The sequence below is a fragment of the Saccharothrix mutabilis subsp. mutabilis genome (genome assembly GCF_039521145.1).
GTDB lineage: Bacteria > Actinomycetota > Actinomycetes > Mycobacteriales > Pseudonocardiaceae > Actinosynnema > Actinosynnema mutabilis.
Map to the genome: position 1 here is coordinate 14181 of NZ_BAAABU010000031.1, position 15244 is coordinate 29424.

Genomic DNA, 15244 nt, shown 5'->3' on the forward strand with positions numbered 1-15244 from the left:
CGTTGCCGTGCCGTGACCACTCTCCTGGGACGGTTCAAGCAGCGGCTGCGTCGGTTCGCGCAGAAGCCCGGCTCCGCCGACCTCGCGCCCTACCGCAGGCTGCTCACCGAGGTGAACGAGCTGGCCGAGCGGATGAGCGCGCTCAGCGACTCCGAGTTGGCCGCCAAGGCCGCCGAGCTGCGGAAGAAGGAGGGTTTCGGGCGCGCGGAGCTGGTCGAGGTGGTCGCGCTGGGGCGCGAGGCCGCCGACCGGGCGCTCGGGCTGCGGCCGTTCGACGTGCAGGTCCTCGGCGCTCTCGGGCTGCTGGAGGGGCACGTGGTCGAGATGGCCACCGGTGAGGGCAAGACGCTCTCCGGCGCCATCGCCGCGGCCGGGTTCGCGCTGCGCGGCGACCAGGTGCACGTCGTGTCGGTGAACGACTACCTGGCGCAACGCGACGCCGAGTGGATGGGGCCGCTCTACGAGCTGCTCGGCGTGTCGGTGGGCTGGATCTCGCAGTCCAGCAAGCCCGAGGAGCGGCGGGCCGCCTACGAGGCCGAGGTCTGCTACGCGTCGGTGTCCGAGATCGGGTTCGACGTGCTGCGCGACCGCCTGGCGGTGGACGAGGCGGACCGGATCGTGCCCGCGCCGCGCGTCGCGCTGGTGGACGAGGCCGACTCGGTGCTGGTGGACGAGGCCCGCGTGCCGCTGGTGCTGGCGGGCTCGACCGCCGGGCCCGCGGTGGACCCCGCCCTGGCCGACCTGGTCAAGCGGCTGCGCCGCGACCTGCACTTCGAGGTGGACGACGAGGAGCGCAACGTCTACCTGACCGGCGCCGGCTCGGAGCTGGTGGAGCGGGCGCTGGGCGGCATCGACCTGTACTCCGACGAGCACGTGTCCACCACGCTGTCCAAGGTGAACGTCGCCCTGCACGCGCAGGTGCTGCTGCACCGGGACGTCGACTACATCGTGCGCGACGGCAAGGTCCACCTGATCAACGACACCCGCGGCCGGATCGCGAAGCTCCAGCGGTGGCCGGACGGGTTGCAGGCCGCCGTCGAGGCCAAGGAGGCCGTGGCCACCACGGACGCGGGCGAGGTGCTCGACTCGGTCACCGTGCAGGCGCTGCTGTCGCGCTACCCGACCGTGTGCGGCATGACGGGCACGGCGGTGGCCGTGGCCGAGCAGCTGCGGGACTTCTACAAGCTGGAAGTTCTGGTCATCCCGTCGAACGTGGAGTGCGTCCGCGAGGACGAGGCGCCCCGGCTCTACACGACGCTGGAGCTGAAGGAAGCCGCGATCGTCGAGGAGATCAAGACCATCCACGCGACGGGCCGGCCGATCCTGGTCGGCACGCTGGACGTTGCGGAGTCCGAGCGGCTGTCGCGCAAGCTGGAGGCGGCCGGCCTGGAGTGCGTCGTGCTCAACGCCAAGAACGACGCCGAGGAGGCCGCGATCATCGCCGACGCGGGGTCGTTCGAGCGGATCACGGTGTCCACGCAGATGGCCGGTCGCGGCACCGACATCCGGCTGGGCGGGCACGAGTCGACCGACCGGGAGCGGATCGCCGAGCTGGGCGGCCTGTACGTGATCGGCACCGGGCGGCACTCGTCGTCGCGGCTGGACGACCAGCTGCGCGGCCGGGCGGGGCGGCAGGGCGACCCGGGTGGGTCGGTGTTCTTCTCGTCGTTGCAGGACGACCTGGTGACGCAGTACGTGCCCGACCACGACGAGCCCGCCGAGGTCGAGGAGGACGGGCGCGTGGTGGACGCCGGCACGCTGCACACGGTCGAGCACGCGCAGCGCGTGGCCGAGGGCGTTCAGCTGGAGATCCACCGCAACACGTGGCGGTACAACAAGCTGATCGAGCACCAGCGGACGTTGGTGCTGGAGTTCCGGGACAAGGTGCTCACCACGGAGCTGGCGTGGGAGGAGCTGTCCAAGCGCAAGCCGGAGCGGGCGGAGGAACTGGAGAACCTCGACCGCGAGGTCCTGGTGAAGGCGGCGCGCCTGATCGTGCTGCACCACCTCGACCAGCGGTGGAGCGACCACCTGGTGTTCCTGACCGACCTGCGCGAGGGCATCCACCTGCGGGCGCTGGCCCGCCAGAACCCGCTGGACGAGTTCCACCGCGAGGCGATCCCGGCCTACCACCGGATCGTGCCGGACGCGTGGGACGAGGCGGAGGAGACGTTCGCGAAGGTCCAGATCGACGCGGAGGGCGCACACCTGGCGGAGGCTGGGGTGCAGCGGCCGAACACGACGTGGACGTACCTGGTGAACGACAACCCGTTCTCGTCGGGGCTGGAGGAGACCTTCAAGGGCCTGGTGAAGCTGGTCCGACGGCGCTGAGCGGGCGCGGTTTCGCGAGCGGCCCCGCCGGGTTCCGGCGTGGGCCGCTCGACGTTCCGGCGGGGCCGCTCGGCGTTGTCGGCGGGCGGCGCGGCGCGGGCGGGCGGCGCGGCGCGGGTGGGCGGCGCGGCGCGGGTGGGCGGCGCGGGTGGGCGGCGCGGCTGCCGCCCGGCGTTGTCGGCGGGCGGCGCGGGTGGGCGGCGCGGCGCGGGTGGGCGGCGCGGCGCGGGTGGGCGGCGCGGCGCGGGTGGGCGGCGCGGCTGCCGCCCGGCGTTGTCGGCGGGCGGCGCGGCGGCGCGGGCGGTGGTCTACCTCGCGCCGGCGGAGAGGGTCGGCGTGCCCTCGACCGGGTCCGCCTGGCGCGGCAACGTCGTTCGTCTGCCGAGTCTCGCCGCCACCGCCTGCTCGGTCAGGGCGCGGATCTCCGCCAGGATGTCCAGGTGCTCCTGGGACGGCGGCGGGCCCACCAGGTTCGAGTGGTTGTAGGCCGTGCGTTCGGCTCGACGCGCGAGGTTCTGGATGCGCCGGATCAGGTCCGATTCCCGGTCGAGGGGCAAAGAGCTTCGTTGCTCAGTCACCCCGGAAGCGTTCACCTCACGCCGGGTGAACGTAAATCACCTGCTAGTGCGAATTTCGCTGAGGCATCTCAGCTACCCCTGAACTCTGGCAAAGAAACAGCCCGATCGTGCGACTCAAGCCGCCACCGCCGGGCGAACCGGTGGACCGGATGTGCCGTAGTTCCCTGGCACCGGGGCGGTGCGGTCCGGAGGTCGACCGGTTGGCCGTGACCCGTACCGGTGAACCGGCCCCGCGCCCAGGTCGGTCACCACCCGCGCCCGGACCCATCGCCCGAGTGTCACCCGGAGTGGGTACCGCCGACACATGAACCCGCAGCGGCATGGTGCGCGGAACCATTACCGCACAACGATCTCCGCCTTACGGTGCGACGGGTGAACATCGCCGTTCCGCTGGTCGCAGCGCTTGTCGCCACGTTGGCGCAGGCCCCGTCCGCCCTCGCCGAGGGCTGCGGGCCCCTGCGCGTTCCCGGTGCCGCCCACCAGGAACTGACCCACCTCGACGACCTGTCCACCGCGGGTGGCCGCACGGACCCCGCCGACTGGGCCGGGCTCACGCCCGCCGGCCTCCCCGCGCCCACGCCCGTCGCGGGCACGCAGGTCGACGGCTACTTCCCCGACGACTCCACCACCAACACCAACCACGGCTGGGCGCACGACTCCCAGTTCGTCATCCGGCTGCCGGAGAATTGGAACGGCGGCCTGGTCATCGCCGGCTCCCCCGGCGTCCGCGAGCAGTACGCCAACGACCGGGCCATCAGCGATTTCGTCCTGGCCCGCGGCTACGCGTTCGCGGCCACCGACAAGGGCAACACCGGCGCGGCCTTCCACCGCGACGGCGACCGGCCGGGCGACGCGATCGCGGAGTGGAACCGCCGCGTCACCCAGCTCACCATCGCGGCCAAAGCCGTTGTCGCCCAACGGTACTGCCGCCCGCCCAGCCGCACCCTGGCCACCGGCCTGTCCAACGGCGGCTACCTGGTCCGCTGGCAGCTGGAGAACTTCCCGTGGCTCTACGACGGCGGCGTGGACTGGGAGGGCACGCTGTGGGCCAGGCAGGGCCCCAACCTGCTCACCTTCCTGCCGCCCGCCCTCGCGGCCTACCCCGGGGGCGACAAGGCCTCGGTGGTCGCCGCGGGCTTCCCGGCGGAGTCGGAGTTCCTGTGGGACTTCCACCACCGCGTCTACTGGGACCTCACCCAGCGGATCTACCGCGAGGAACTCGACCCGACGTGGGACGGTGACGCCGAGGCCGGCACGCCGTTCTGCGCGCCCGGCACCCCGGCGTGCGACGCGGACTACGACTACGCGTCCCGGCCGCAGGCCCAACGGGCCGTCGCGCGCATCGCCCTGACCGGCCGCATCGGCAAGCCGCTGCTCACCCTGCACGGCACCCTGGACACCCTGCTGCCGATCTCCAAGGACTCGGACGTCTACGCCCGGATGATCCGGGACGCGGGTCGCGGTCACCTGTTCCGGTACTACCGGATCGAGGGCGGCACGCACGTGGACGCCCTCTACGACGCCTACCCCGACCGCCTGCGCCCGCTGACCCCGTGCCACCGCACGGCGTTCGCGGCCCTGGAGGGTTGGCTGCGCGGCACCGTCCCGCCGGCTTCGGCGACCGTCGCCCGTCCGCCGGTGGTCTCCACGACGGAGTGCGCGCTCGCCTGACACCCCGACCGGCCCCGGTCCGACCCGCGCCGGTCGCGCCGGGGCCTTCCGCTCGGCCGCTCTGGGGGCGGCCGAGCGGGAACCGGCCGAAAGAGAGCCCGCCGAGCGGGAACCGGCCCAGCGGGACGTCTCAGCCCGTGATCTTCAACAGCCGCAGGGCCAACTGGACCTCCAGCACCCGTTCCGGTGACTGCCAGTCCTCGCCGAGCAGGCTCGCCACCCGGTCCAGCCGCTGCACCACGGTGTTCACGTGGACGTGCAGCTCGTCCTTGGCCCGGCTCAGGTTCTGCCCGCACGCGAAGTACGCGGTCACCGTCCGGACCAGCTCGGTGCCGCGGCTCGCGTCGTAGTCCAGCAGCGGCCCGAGGGTCGCGCGCACGTACCCGGACACGTCGGCCCGGTCGCCCAGCAGCACGCCCACGAAGCCCAGGTCGGCCAGCGTCCCGCCGCTGCCCCGCCGGTCGAGCACGAGCAGCGCCCGCAGGCACCGCACGGCCTCGGCGTGCGCGGCGGCCACCCCCGCCGGGCCCAGCGCCGGACCGCCCGAGCCCACCGTCACCGGCAGGCCGGCGGCCTTGCCCAGCACGCGCGCGACGTCCCGGGCGGCGCCGGCGAGGTCCGACCCGGGCAGCACCAGCACGACGTGCTCGCCGTGCACGCCCGCGAGGCCCCGGCACCCGGACGCCAGGTGCGCGGCGGCGGGCAGGATGCGCTCGCGCGGACCGTCGGCGACCAGCACCACGTGCTCCGCGTCCAGGTCCACGCCCACCCGCCGGGCCCGCGCCCGCAGCGCCACCGGGTCGATCCCGGACCCGAGCAGGTCGGTGATCAGCTCGCCGCGGACCTTGTTCTCCGCCTCGGCGACGGTGCGGCGCAGCAGCAGGAGCAGCGCGGTCACCACGGACGCGCGTTCGAACAGCCGGCGGTCGGCGTCGCCCAGGTCGGGGCGGTCGGTCAACGCGATGCTGCCCAGCAGTTCCCGGCCCGCCAGGACGGCGCACACCCACGTGCCGTCCTGCGGGATGGCCCGGCCGGACGCGCGGGAGGCGTTGGCCGCGGCGCGGGGCGCGAGCGTTTGCGCGGTGCCGATGCGGGCCAGTTCGACGCCCTCGTGGTCGTGCACGACGATCCCGCCGTCGAGGACCTTGGCCACCGCCGCCGCCACCTCGGGCACGTCCGCGCCGCGCAGCACCAGGTCGGTGAGCCGGTCGTGGGCGTCCTCGGCGCGGCGCATGGCCTCGTTGTGGGCGCGGATCGTCTCGCCCGCGGTCCGCGTCTCCTCCAGCAGGTGCGCGGTGTCCAGGGCGATGGCCGCGTGGTCGGCCAGCGACGACAGCAGCGCCACCTCGTCGGGCGGGAACTGGCGGGGCGACCGGTTGGCCGCGTAGAGCACGCCGATGACCCGCGTGCCCAGCTTCAGCGGCACGCCCAGGATCGCCACCAGGCCCTCGTCGCGGACCGCGGTGTCGATCGTGGTGGTGTGGTTGAACCGGTCGTCGGTGGAGTAGTCGGCGGTCACGTACGGCTGGGCGGTCTGCGCGACCAGCCCGCCTAGGCCCTCCCCCATGCCCAGCTTGAGCTGTTGGAACAGCGGGGAGATCGACCCGTCGGTGACGCGCATGTACGTGCTGTTCTCGCCGGGCGCGTTCATGCTCAGGTACGCGATGTCCGCGCCCAGCAGCTGCCGTGCCCGGCGCACGATCGAGCGCAGCACGGCGTCCGGGTCGCGCACGCCGGCGAGGTCGCTCGCGGTGTCGAACAGGGCTTCCAGCTCGGCCTCGCGGCGGCGGTGCGCGGTGAGCGTGCGGCGGATCTGCAACGCCCACTGCGTGGCCCGCCCGATCCGGTCCAGGTCGGTGTCGGCCACGCCCGCCGCCCGGGCGGCGGGGAGCACCCGCGCGAGCCGCTCGCTGCTCGCGTCGGCCGCGAGCAGGTCCAGCAGCTCCAGCAGGTGCTCCACCGCGTCCGCCCGGTCGGTCATGCCCTCATGCTGACACCGTCGTGCGCTCGGTGTCGGTCCGGTCCAGTGAGGTGCCGCGGGTCTCCCGCGAGACCAGGACGGCGATCACCGTGATCACGCACATCGCCAGCACGTAGAGCACGATCGGGACCCAGCTCTTGAAGTCCCGCAGCAGGGCCGTGGCGATGATCGGGGCCAGCGCGCCGGCCGCGATCGAGGCGAGCTGGTAGCCGATGGACGCGCCCGAGTAGCGCACCTTCGTGCCGAACAGCTCCGAGAAGTACGCCGCCTGCGGGCCGTACATCGCGCCGTGCAGCACCAGGCCGACGGTCACCGCGAGCACGATCGGGCCGAACGACTTGGTGTCCAGCAGCCAGAAGAACGGGAACATCCACGCACCGATGCCGACCGCGCCGAGCAGGTAGGTGGTGCGGCGGCCGACCTTGTCCGACAGCGCGCCCCACAGCGGGATCGTGACCAGGTGCGCCACCGACGCGATGAGCACCGCGTTGAGGCCGGTGGAGCGCGGCAGGCCGAGCGAGGTGGTGATGTAGACCAGGATGAACGCGGTGATCACGTAGTAGGACACGTTCTCCGCCATGCGGGCGCCCATCGCGACCAGCACCTCGCGCCAGTGGTCGCGCACCACGCCCACGATCGGCGGCTTCTCCGCCACCTTGTCCTTCTCCGCCTTGGCCTGCGCCTCCAGGAAGATCGGCGACTCCGTCACGCTCAGCCGGATCCACAGGCCCACCAGCACCAGCACGCCGGACAGCAGGAACGGCACCCGCCAGCCCCACGACAGGAACGCCTCGTCGGTCTGCACCGCCGCCAGCACGGCGAGCACGGCCGTGGCGAGCAGGTTGCCCATCGGGACGCCCGCCTGCGGCCAGGACGCCCAGAACCCGCGCCGCTCGGCGCTGCCGTGCTCGGACACGATCAGCACCGCGCCGCCCCACTCGCCGCCCAGCGCGAAGCCCTGCACCAGGCGCAGGAACGTCAGCAGCAGCGGCGCCCCGACGCCGATCGCCGCGTACGTGGGCAGCAGGCCCATCGCGAAGGTCGCGCCGCCCATCAGCATCAGGCTCAGGACGAGCAGTTTCTTGCGCCCGACCTTGTCACCGAAGTGGCCGAACACCAGGCCGCCCAGCGGTCGGGCGAGGAAGCCGATGGCGTAGGTGGTGAACGCGAGCAGCGTGCCGGTCAGCGGGTCGGCGTTGGGGAAGAACAGCTTGTTGAACACGATCGCGGCGGCCGAGCCGTAGAGGAAGAAGTCGTACCACTCGATCGTGGTGCCGATCAGGCTTCCTATGACGACCTTGGCGAAACCTGGCTTGGGTGGGGCGGCGTTGGTCATGGCGGGTCACCACTTCGTTGGGGGAGTGTGTTTTTCCGGTCTTCTTCGGGGCTTTCCGGGGGCTTACTGGGGGCTTACTGGGGGCTTACTGGGCGGTCCAGCCGCCGTCGAGGGTGAAGGTCGAGCCGGTGACGTGCGCGGCGTGGTCGCCGCACAGCCAGAGCGCGAGGTGCGCGACCTCGTCCGGTTCGACCAGCTCCTTGATGGCGTGCCGGGTGAGCAGGACGTCGGCGACGACGCGCTCGCGGTCGATGCCGTGCGCCTTGGCCTGGTCGGCGATCTGGTTCTCCACCAGCGGCGTGCGCACGTAGCCGGGGCTGACGCAGTTGCTGGTCACGCCGTGCGGCGCGCCCTCCAGCGCGATGACCTTGCTCAGGCCTTCCAGCCCGTGCTTGGCGGCCACGTACGCGGACTTGAACGCGCTGGCGCGCTGGCCGTGCACGCTGGAGACGTTGACGACCCGGCCCCAGCCCCGCGCGTACATGTGCGGCAGGACGTGGCGGGCGAGCAGGAAGGGCGCGGTCACCATGATGCGCTGGAGCAGCTCGAAGCGGTCCGGCGGGAACTCGTGCACCGGGGCGACGTGCTGGAGCCCGGCGTTGTTGACCAGGACGTCGACCTCGGTGGGCAGCTCCCGGGCGGGGTCGTCGTGGGCGAGGTCCACGACGTGCGCGGTGCCACCCAGCTCCTCGGCGACCCCGCGCACGGACTCGGCGCGGTCGACCAGGTGCACCTTCGCGCCGGCCGCCGCCAGCACGGCGGCGCACGCCCGCCCGATGCCGCTGCCCGCGCCCGTGACCAGGGCGGTGCGACCGGCCAGGTCGGCGCTTTCCCGGCTGCCGGGGTTGTGACCGGGGACACTGTTCATGCCCGAAAACGCTAGGTGTCCTGCACCACTGCGCCCATGTCGCGCCCGCACACAACCTGCGGGTTTGAGGTGTGTTTAGCCAACAGTTAGCGACACGCCCTCGCGGTTCGTCGATACCGCATGGAATGGGCGCGCCCCCGTGAGTAGGCTGCGTTGGTCCTATCGGGGGATGAACAAGACTGTGGGGGTTACCAAGTGTCACTCACGCCGATATACGACGACCTGCTGCGCGAGTTCGAGGGCATCATCGAGAGCATCCTCTCCGGTGACACCGCCGCCGAGGCCGACGAGGCCGCCGCGCCGGAGCAGGCCGACGAGGCCGCCAACTGAGCTTCCGTCCCGCCGTCGCGCACACCGAGCCCGGCCCTCGGCGCCGGCCTCCACACCCCACGCGACCGGGTCTTCCGAACGACGAAGGGGCGCCCCCGGCCAGAGCCGGCGGACGCCCCTTCTTGCCGCTCGTGGCTACTTCGGCTGCTCCAGCAGGTCGGACGGCACCGGCTGGTCCTGCTCCAGCGCCCCGAACAGGCGCAGCGCCTTCTCCCGGTCCCACTGCACCACGGAACCGACGCCCGGCAGCGTGGGCGTGCCGCCGATCGGCACCGTGACGTTGTCCACGCCGCCGCCCATGCCGAACATCATCCCGGCCAGGTTGTGCAGGTGGTCGTCGTCGTCCACGGAGATCGAGTCGGTCGTCGCGAACAGCAGCGGGAACGCCTTGAACGGGTTGGCCAGCGTCCCGAAGCTCGTCGCCTTCTCCGACAGCGCCGACAGGAACTCGCGCTGGTTCTGCACGCGCTGGAGGTCGGCCGTGGCGAACGCCCGGGTCCGCACGAAGCCCAGCGCCTGAGCCCCGTTGAGCTCCTGGCAGCCGGGCTGGAGGTCCAGGCCGGCCAACGGGTCCTGCATCGGCTCCTTGATGCACATCTCGACCCCGCCCACGGCGTCAACGATGCCCGCGAACCCGCCGAACCCGATCTCCATGTAGTGGTCGACGCGCACGCCGGTCGCGCCCTCGACGGTCTGCACCAGCAGCGGCGCGCCGCCGAACGCGAAGGCCGCGTTGACCTTGTTCTTGCCGTTGCCCGGGATGTCCACATAGGAGTCCCGAGGGATGCTCACGAGCGTCGCCTTGCCCGACCCGTCGGGGATGTGCAGCAACATGATGGTGTCGGTGCGGCGGCCACCGGCGTCCCCGGTGGACAGATCGGCCTTCTGCTCCTCGGACAGCCCGTCGCGCGCGTCGGAGCCCACGAGCAGCCAGTTGGTGCCCGGGGTGTCGCCGGGCCGGCCCTCGTAGTCGGGCAGCGCGTCGATGCGCCGCAGCGAGGAGTCGACGTAGACCCACAACCCGATGCCGAAGGCCAGGAGCACGACGAGGACCACCGCGACGATGCGGCCGACCCGCGGCTTGCGCCGCTTGGGCACCGGCCGCCGGTATGCGGCCTGTTGCTGGTATCCGTGCTGGTAGCCGGCGCTCATGTTCAGCGACCCCGATCCCGTGTGTTGGCTACTGCTTGCAGCTAAAGACGCGGTGTGCGACGAGAGGTTGCCACCCTAGACCGTCGAACTCCTCGCGCTAGCGGGTCGGCGGCAGCACGAGCGCTCTTAGCAGGTGGTCCAGTTCCGCCTCCGGGTCCTCGGTCAGGCCGGTGTGGGCCGGTGAGGTCTGGATGATGGTGCTGCGGGGTGCGATGAGCCACCGGAAGCGCTGGCCGGGAGTGGTCTTCGCCACGGGACCGGCCGACGGGTCGCCGTCGCACGAGACGCCCAGGTGGTCGAGGTTGGCCTTGAGCAGTTCGACGTCCAGGAACGGGTCCAGCGCCCGCAGCCGCTGCTCGTCCACGTGGACGCGGGCGCCCAGGAAGTCCAGCGGGGCGCAGTAGACCAGGACGCCAACGTTGACGAACTCCCCGCGCTCCTGCCTGGGCACGGCGCGCAGCAGCGCGTACTCAAACACGTGCGGCACGGGCGGCCTCCAGGTCGGCGACCCAGTCGCGCTGGGTAAGGCGGGCGGTGAAGAACCTGGCGTAGGCGTCCCGGCCGGCCAGGCCGAAGACCTCGTCCTGGGCCAGCCACTCGTCCGGGACCAGGGCCAGGACCTCCCCGAGCAGGTCCGGGGTGATCCTCTCGGACAGCTCGGCGTCCACGTCGGCCAGGGGGCCCGCGAACGGCAGCATGAGGTGGTCGGCGGCGTCGAAGCGGTAGGAGGCGGCCGGGAAGCGGTCCGGGCGCCACGAGTGGTGGAAGTACAGCGAGGCGCCGTGGTCGATCAGCCACAGCTCGCGGTGCCAGAGCAGGGTGTTCGGGTTGCGCCAGCTCCGGTCGACGTTGAGGGTCAGGGCGTCCAGCCACAGCAGCCGGGTGGCGGTGTCGGTGGCCGGCTCGCGCACGACCGGGTTGTAGTCGAACGACCCCGGCAGGTAGTCCAGGCCGAGGTTGAGGCCGCCGCTGGCCTTGAGCAGCTCCTGGACCTCCTGGTCCGGCTCGGCGCGGCCCAGTTCGGGGTCGAGTTCGACCAGCACGATCTCGGGCACCCGGAACCCCAGCCGGCGGGCCAGTTCGCCGACGACGATCTCGGCGACGAGGGCCTTGACGCCCTGCCCCGCGCCGCGGAACTTGAGGACGTACATGCCGAGGTCGTCGGCCTCGACCAGGCCGGGCAACGACCCGCCTTCCCGGAAGGGCGTGACATAGCGCGTGGCCGCGACTCTCCGCAGCCCGTTGGTGGGGTTCACGCCGGAAATCATGGTCTTCGGGGCGGCCGGGCCGCCAACCGGTTATGCGACGGCGTGGAACGGGAAGGGCAGGACGTCGTCGTGCCGGATGAAGTCCCGGTCGGTCCGGTGCTCGACGGCGCGGTAGGCGCTTTCGGTGAGCAGGGTCTCGCCGCGCCGGGCGGTGTCCTCGCCGAGCTTGGAGGCCTGGTTCATCTCGGTGCCCATCGCGCGGTTGGGGCCGATGGCGAACACGTCGCCGTACCCGAGGCCGATGCACAGCCCGATGTCCGCGGGCTCCGCCGCCGCGTGCAGTTCCAGGGCCGCTTCCAGCGCCTGCAACGGGTCGCCGAACAGGGCGACGAGGTCGTCCGCGAACGCCCGCACGAGCGCGGCCCCGCGCCGCTCCAGCACGGGCAAGCAGATCCGCTGGGCGTGCAGGACCCGCAGGAACGCGTCCACCTCCCCCACCGCCATCCCGCGCTCGGTGAACCCGGCGATGTCGAGGACCAGGACGGCGACCCGGTGGCAGTGCCGGGCGCGGAACCCGTCCCGGGTGAGCTGCCCGCCCTCGACGGCCAGGAGGTCGCGGTAGACGTCCTCGGTCCAGTGGCCGAGCCGGGCGAGCGTGGCGGGTTCGTCGTTGCGCACGGCACACGCTTGCACGCCCGGCCCACCGGCACAGCGCACTTCGGCGGACGCCGCCGCATCCGATCGGCTCGGACGTTCGAACCACGGCGCCGCGGACGCCCGCTCAAGCCGGGTCGGTTCTCTCGCTCACGTCGGCGACTCCGTCCACGGCCTTGGGCCTCCCCTCGTCGAACCGCATGGCCTCGATCACGCCGGTCCTGCCGCCGGTGCCGGCGGCCAGTCCGACGTTGGCGACGTGCGAACCCTCGCGTTGCGCGGGAGGGGTGAGAAGTCTGCCCAGGACACGATGCGCGGACACGATCTTGGGCAGGTAGCCGTCGGCTGCGGCGTTGGTGACGACCGGGGCCAACTCGAAGGCCACCCCGAACCCTTGCACCTTCCGGATGTAAGGCAGGAAGAACGCCACCCCTGCCAGCACCAGCGCGCCGATGCGAGCCGGGGAGGCAGCGCTGAAGGAGTTGACGGGCCAGCCGCCGAACACCGCGAGCGCCAGCATGGCCGTGCCCACCACAAGGTACAACGGCCGGGCAGTCGCTCGCGCGCACACCGTACGGCGAATCCGACCGAGCATCGTCCCGAATCGCTTCGCCTCCTCACCGTCGTGAACGGCCAGGCCCGCCACTGCCTGGTTGCCCAGCCCGCGCACCTCCGACCGCATCACCGGCAGGCCCGCCTTCGCCAAGACCCACGTAGCCCGCACGGCCGCCACGGCGAACTGCCTCGCCACGTGAGGGATCTCGGACCTGGGGAGCAGCTCGGACGCTATCGGCACGCCTGTCGTTCTGCCGGCCAGGTGGTCGGTGAGCCCTTGCTGCAGGCGGAGGACCTCGGCGAACTCCTTCGCGGCCTTGACCAGCAGCGGGTAGTCGTCCGCGCCGTCAGCGGACGCCGCCGCGAGCAAGGACTCGGCGTGGAGGAGCCGACCGGTCAGGTGCCCCGGTGCGAAGCGGATGACCGCCTCGGCGTCCCGCACGGCCGCGTCCACCAGTCCCGCGGCGAGTTCGGCCTGCACGAGCAGACAGCGCCGGTCCAGGTCGTGGCGCCGGTCCTCCAGCACCCGTTTCAGCAGTTCCACCGCCTCGCCCGGTTCCGACTTGCGCACCGACACGATGGCGCGCAGCGTGTCGAGGCGCCAGTCACCGGTCCGGGTCTCGCCCTGGGGCACCAGCAGCCCGGCGACATCGTCATCCCCGACCAGCACCGCCGCGTACGCGGCTCGGGCGGAGGTCGGGCGAGCGGAGGTCACAGCGGTCCACCTCAACCGGGACAGCGTCTCCCGCGCGGAACTCTCCGCGTGCGCGCCGGGCTCGGCGGAACGGGCAGCGAGGAGCAGACGCGCCTCCGCGCGGATCAGGTCGAGCGTCTCGACGTCCGCACCGGCCAGTCCGGGTAGCTCCGCCAGGCGGTCGAGTCGAAGGAGCGCGTCCTCGGCCGAGGGGACGCCCAAGTTGCACCGGCAGACGAGCACGACAGCCTGGATGGGCACCGGCAGGTCGTCCGTGTTCGTCTCCGCGACCAGCCGGATGGTGGCCCAGTGGCTCTCGAAGTCACCCAGATCGTATTGCACCATGGCCAACGCGAGCAGGGTGCGCACTCTCAGCTCCAGGCGGAAGCGATCGTCATCGGTTCGCGCCTCGGTGGCAGTCGGCGCCAACTCGGACAGCAGCCGGGTCAGCCGGCGTCGCGCATCGTCGAGTTGCCCCAAGCCGTGCAGTGCGATCGCGTGGGCCAGTCGCAGCTCGGTGCCGATGTCGTCCGACCCCGGGTCCCGGACCCGCAGCAGCACCTCCCCGTAGTCGTCCTCGTCCAGCGCGATGAAGGCCCGAAGGGCGTCAGCCATCTTCCGCAACTGCTCGTCGGCCCGCGCCTCGACGTCCCCCAGCAACAGCTTGGCGTACCCGAGGTCACGGTTCACGACCGCGAGGCGAGCGCCCTCCAGCAGGGTCGGTGGGTGACTGTCGCGCATGAAGTCGGTGATGCGATTCTTCCTCGCCTCGTAGTGGCCTTCCCAGGGGCCTCCGGTGGCGAGCAACCGCCCCGCGACGACGACGAGTTGGTGTCGCACCGCCGGCTGCAGGTTCGCCGATGCGTCCACCTCTTCGACAGCGGTCCCAGCGGCGGCCAGAGCCCCGTTCCGGCTCAACGTGTCGGCCACGAGCACCAGCACCGTGTCGGCCGACTCGGGGCGCTGCTCGCGGAGCCGGCAAAGCGCGTCACCCCATTGGATCGTCCTCGGCGGTCGGGTCGCCGCCACCATCGTCAGCCAGCGGTGGTAGTCATCGCTGTCCAACACCCGCACGGCGGCGGCGCGCCGGTACAGATGGCAAGCCTCGTCCACGTTGTCGACAACGGATGCGAGGGCGCGCAGAGCGTGGAAGTCGCGGGGATCGGTGGCGAGAGTGCGGCGGTGCCGTTCGATCTCGGCTGCTCGTTCGGGGTCGACGTCCCGCTGTCCGCGCGGCTCGGCACCTTCCATCTCGGCGGTCATGGCGCCGACACCGACTCATGTCTGCTCTGCTCCACCGCCGTCGCCGCCTCATCAGCCGCTTCCTCGTCGACGATGAGCGAGGTGAGGACGTCGGACAAGACTCGGCGGTACGCCTCCAGGTCCGCCGTCCTGGCGGTGGCGGTGGCGGTGAAGCCCCGCCCGGGGCGGGCCGCGTAGACCTGGATCTGCGTCACCGGGTCTGAGTCCCGGGGCGCCCAACTGAACTCGCTCAGCCACGCGGTGTCCTTCACCCCTTCGACGAAGTAGGGCTCTAGATCGTGGCGTCGGATCAAGCCGGTGAATTCGGCGGAGATCAGGTCGCTCTGCTGCCTGGCGTAGTCATAGGCGTTCAGCGACGGGTCCAGCGGTTCACTGGACGCGATCACGTTGGCTTTCCCATCCGGGGAAAGGACCGTGTAGCTCTCTTTGAAGAACCAGCCCTCCGGGGCGGTGATGCGGATCGACGGTCGCGCTGTGGTCGGCTCTGGTGAGGTGGACACGGCGCACCTCCTCAGCTTGAGGGAACCATGTGCCCGTTCGTCGCCCCTCGACTGAGTGCCGTTACGCCGTACAGTGCAGAACACCAGAATTGCGGTCCAGAAATCAGACGAGCACCGCGCACC

At 71.9% G+C, this 15244-nt stretch carries 13 protein-coding genes; 4 read left to right on the forward strand and 9 right to left on the reverse strand.

Features of this window, described 5'->3' with window-relative positions; all coding sequences use genetic code 11:
• Positions 1-12: 12 nt before the first annotated feature.
• From secA2 to ABD126_RS35910, 3 genes are all read left to right on the forward strand, one after another.
• The gene (gene secA2, locus ABD126_RS35900; protein WP_343939586.1) at positions 13-2331 is read left to right on the forward strand and encodes an accessory Sec system translocase SecA2; all 2319 of its coding nucleotides are present in this window, start codon (positions 13-15) and stop codon (positions 2329-2331) included.
• 39 nt (positions 2332-2370) lie between these two features.
• The gene (locus ABD126_RS35905) at positions 2371-2817 is read left to right on the forward strand and encodes a hypothetical protein (RefSeq protein WP_343939588.1); all 447 of its coding nucleotides are present in this window, start codon (positions 2371-2373) and stop codon (positions 2815-2817) included.
• A gap of 455 nt (positions 2818-3272) precedes the next feature.
• Positions 3273-4580, forward strand: coding sequence for an alpha/beta hydrolase family protein (locus ABD126_RS35910; RefSeq protein WP_425542943.1), 1308 nt, complete (start codon positions 3273-3275; stop codon positions 4578-4580).
• Between the two features lie 130 nt (positions 4581-4710).
• On the opposite strand, the gene ABD126_RS35915 is transcribed toward ABD126_RS35910, so the two are convergent.
• The 3 genes from ABD126_RS35915 to ABD126_RS35925 form a co-directional block, all read right to left on the reverse strand.
• Positions 4711-6561, reverse strand: a complete 1851-nt coding sequence (locus ABD126_RS35915) for a helix-turn-helix domain-containing protein (protein ID WP_343939590.1) — start codon at positions 6559-6561, stop codon at positions 4711-4713.
• A 4-nt stretch (positions 6562-6565) separates the two neighbouring features.
• The gene (locus tag ABD126_RS35920; protein ID WP_343939592.1) at positions 6566-7897 is read right to left on the reverse strand and encodes an MFS transporter; all 1332 of its coding nucleotides are present in this window, start codon (positions 7895-7897) and stop codon (positions 6566-6568) included.
• An 85-nt stretch (positions 7898-7982) separates the two neighbouring features.
• Positions 7983-8765, reverse strand: coding sequence for a 3-hydroxybutyrate dehydrogenase (locus ABD126_RS35925; RefSeq protein WP_343939594.1), 783 nt, complete (start codon positions 8763-8765; stop codon positions 7983-7985).
• Positions 8766-8960: 195 nt separating this feature from the next.
• Between ABD126_RS35925 and ABD126_RS35930 the strand changes: the two genes are divergently transcribed.
• Positions 8961-9095, forward strand: coding sequence for a hypothetical protein (locus ABD126_RS35930; RefSeq protein ID WP_343939596.1), 135 nt, complete (start codon positions 8961-8963; stop codon positions 9093-9095).
• Positions 9096-9230: 135 nt separating this feature from the next.
• Here the strand turns inward: ABD126_RS35930 and ABD126_RS35935 are convergent, their stop codons facing one another.
• The 6 genes from ABD126_RS35935 to ABD126_RS35960 all read right to left on the reverse strand — a co-directional run bounded on the left by ABD126_RS35935 (position 9231) and on the right by ABD126_RS35960 (position 15121).
• The gene (locus tag ABD126_RS35935) at positions 9231-10247 is read right to left on the reverse strand and encodes an LCP family protein (RefSeq protein ID WP_343939598.1); all 1017 of its coding nucleotides are present in this window, start codon (positions 10245-10247) and stop codon (positions 9231-9233) included.
• Positions 10248-10344: 97 nt separating this feature from the next.
• Complete coding sequence (locus tag ABD126_RS35940; protein ID WP_343939600.1) at positions 10345-10734, reverse strand: DUF3037 domain-containing protein; 390 nt, start codon at positions 10732-10734, stop codon at positions 10345-10347.
• Positions 10718-11503, reverse strand: coding sequence for a HipA family kinase (locus ABD126_RS35945; protein WP_343939602.1), 786 nt, complete (start codon positions 11501-11503; stop codon positions 10718-10720). Before ABD126_RS35945 ends, ABD126_RS35940 begins: the two co-directional genes overlap by 17 nt.
• A 42-nt stretch (positions 11504-11545) precedes the next feature.
• Positions 11546-12133: a nucleotidyl cyclase domain-containing protein gene (locus ABD126_RS35950; RefSeq protein ID WP_343939604.1), complete on the reverse strand. Its 588-nt coding sequence runs from the start codon at positions 12131-12133 to the stop codon at positions 11546-11548.
• 103 nt (positions 12134-12236) lie between these two features.
• Positions 12237-14621 carry a hypothetical protein gene (locus ABD126_RS35955; RefSeq protein ID WP_343939606.1) on the reverse strand — a complete coding sequence of 795 codons (2385 nt, stop codon included), beginning with the start codon at positions 14619-14621 and terminating at the stop codon, positions 12237-12239.
• Entirely contained in the window at positions 14618-15121 is a 504-nt protein-coding gene (locus ABD126_RS35960; RefSeq protein WP_343939608.1) for a hypothetical protein, read from the reverse strand. The genes ABD126_RS35955 and ABD126_RS35960 overlap by 4 nt, the downstream gene beginning before the upstream one ends.
• Between the last annotated feature and the right edge of the window lie 123 nt (positions 15122-15244).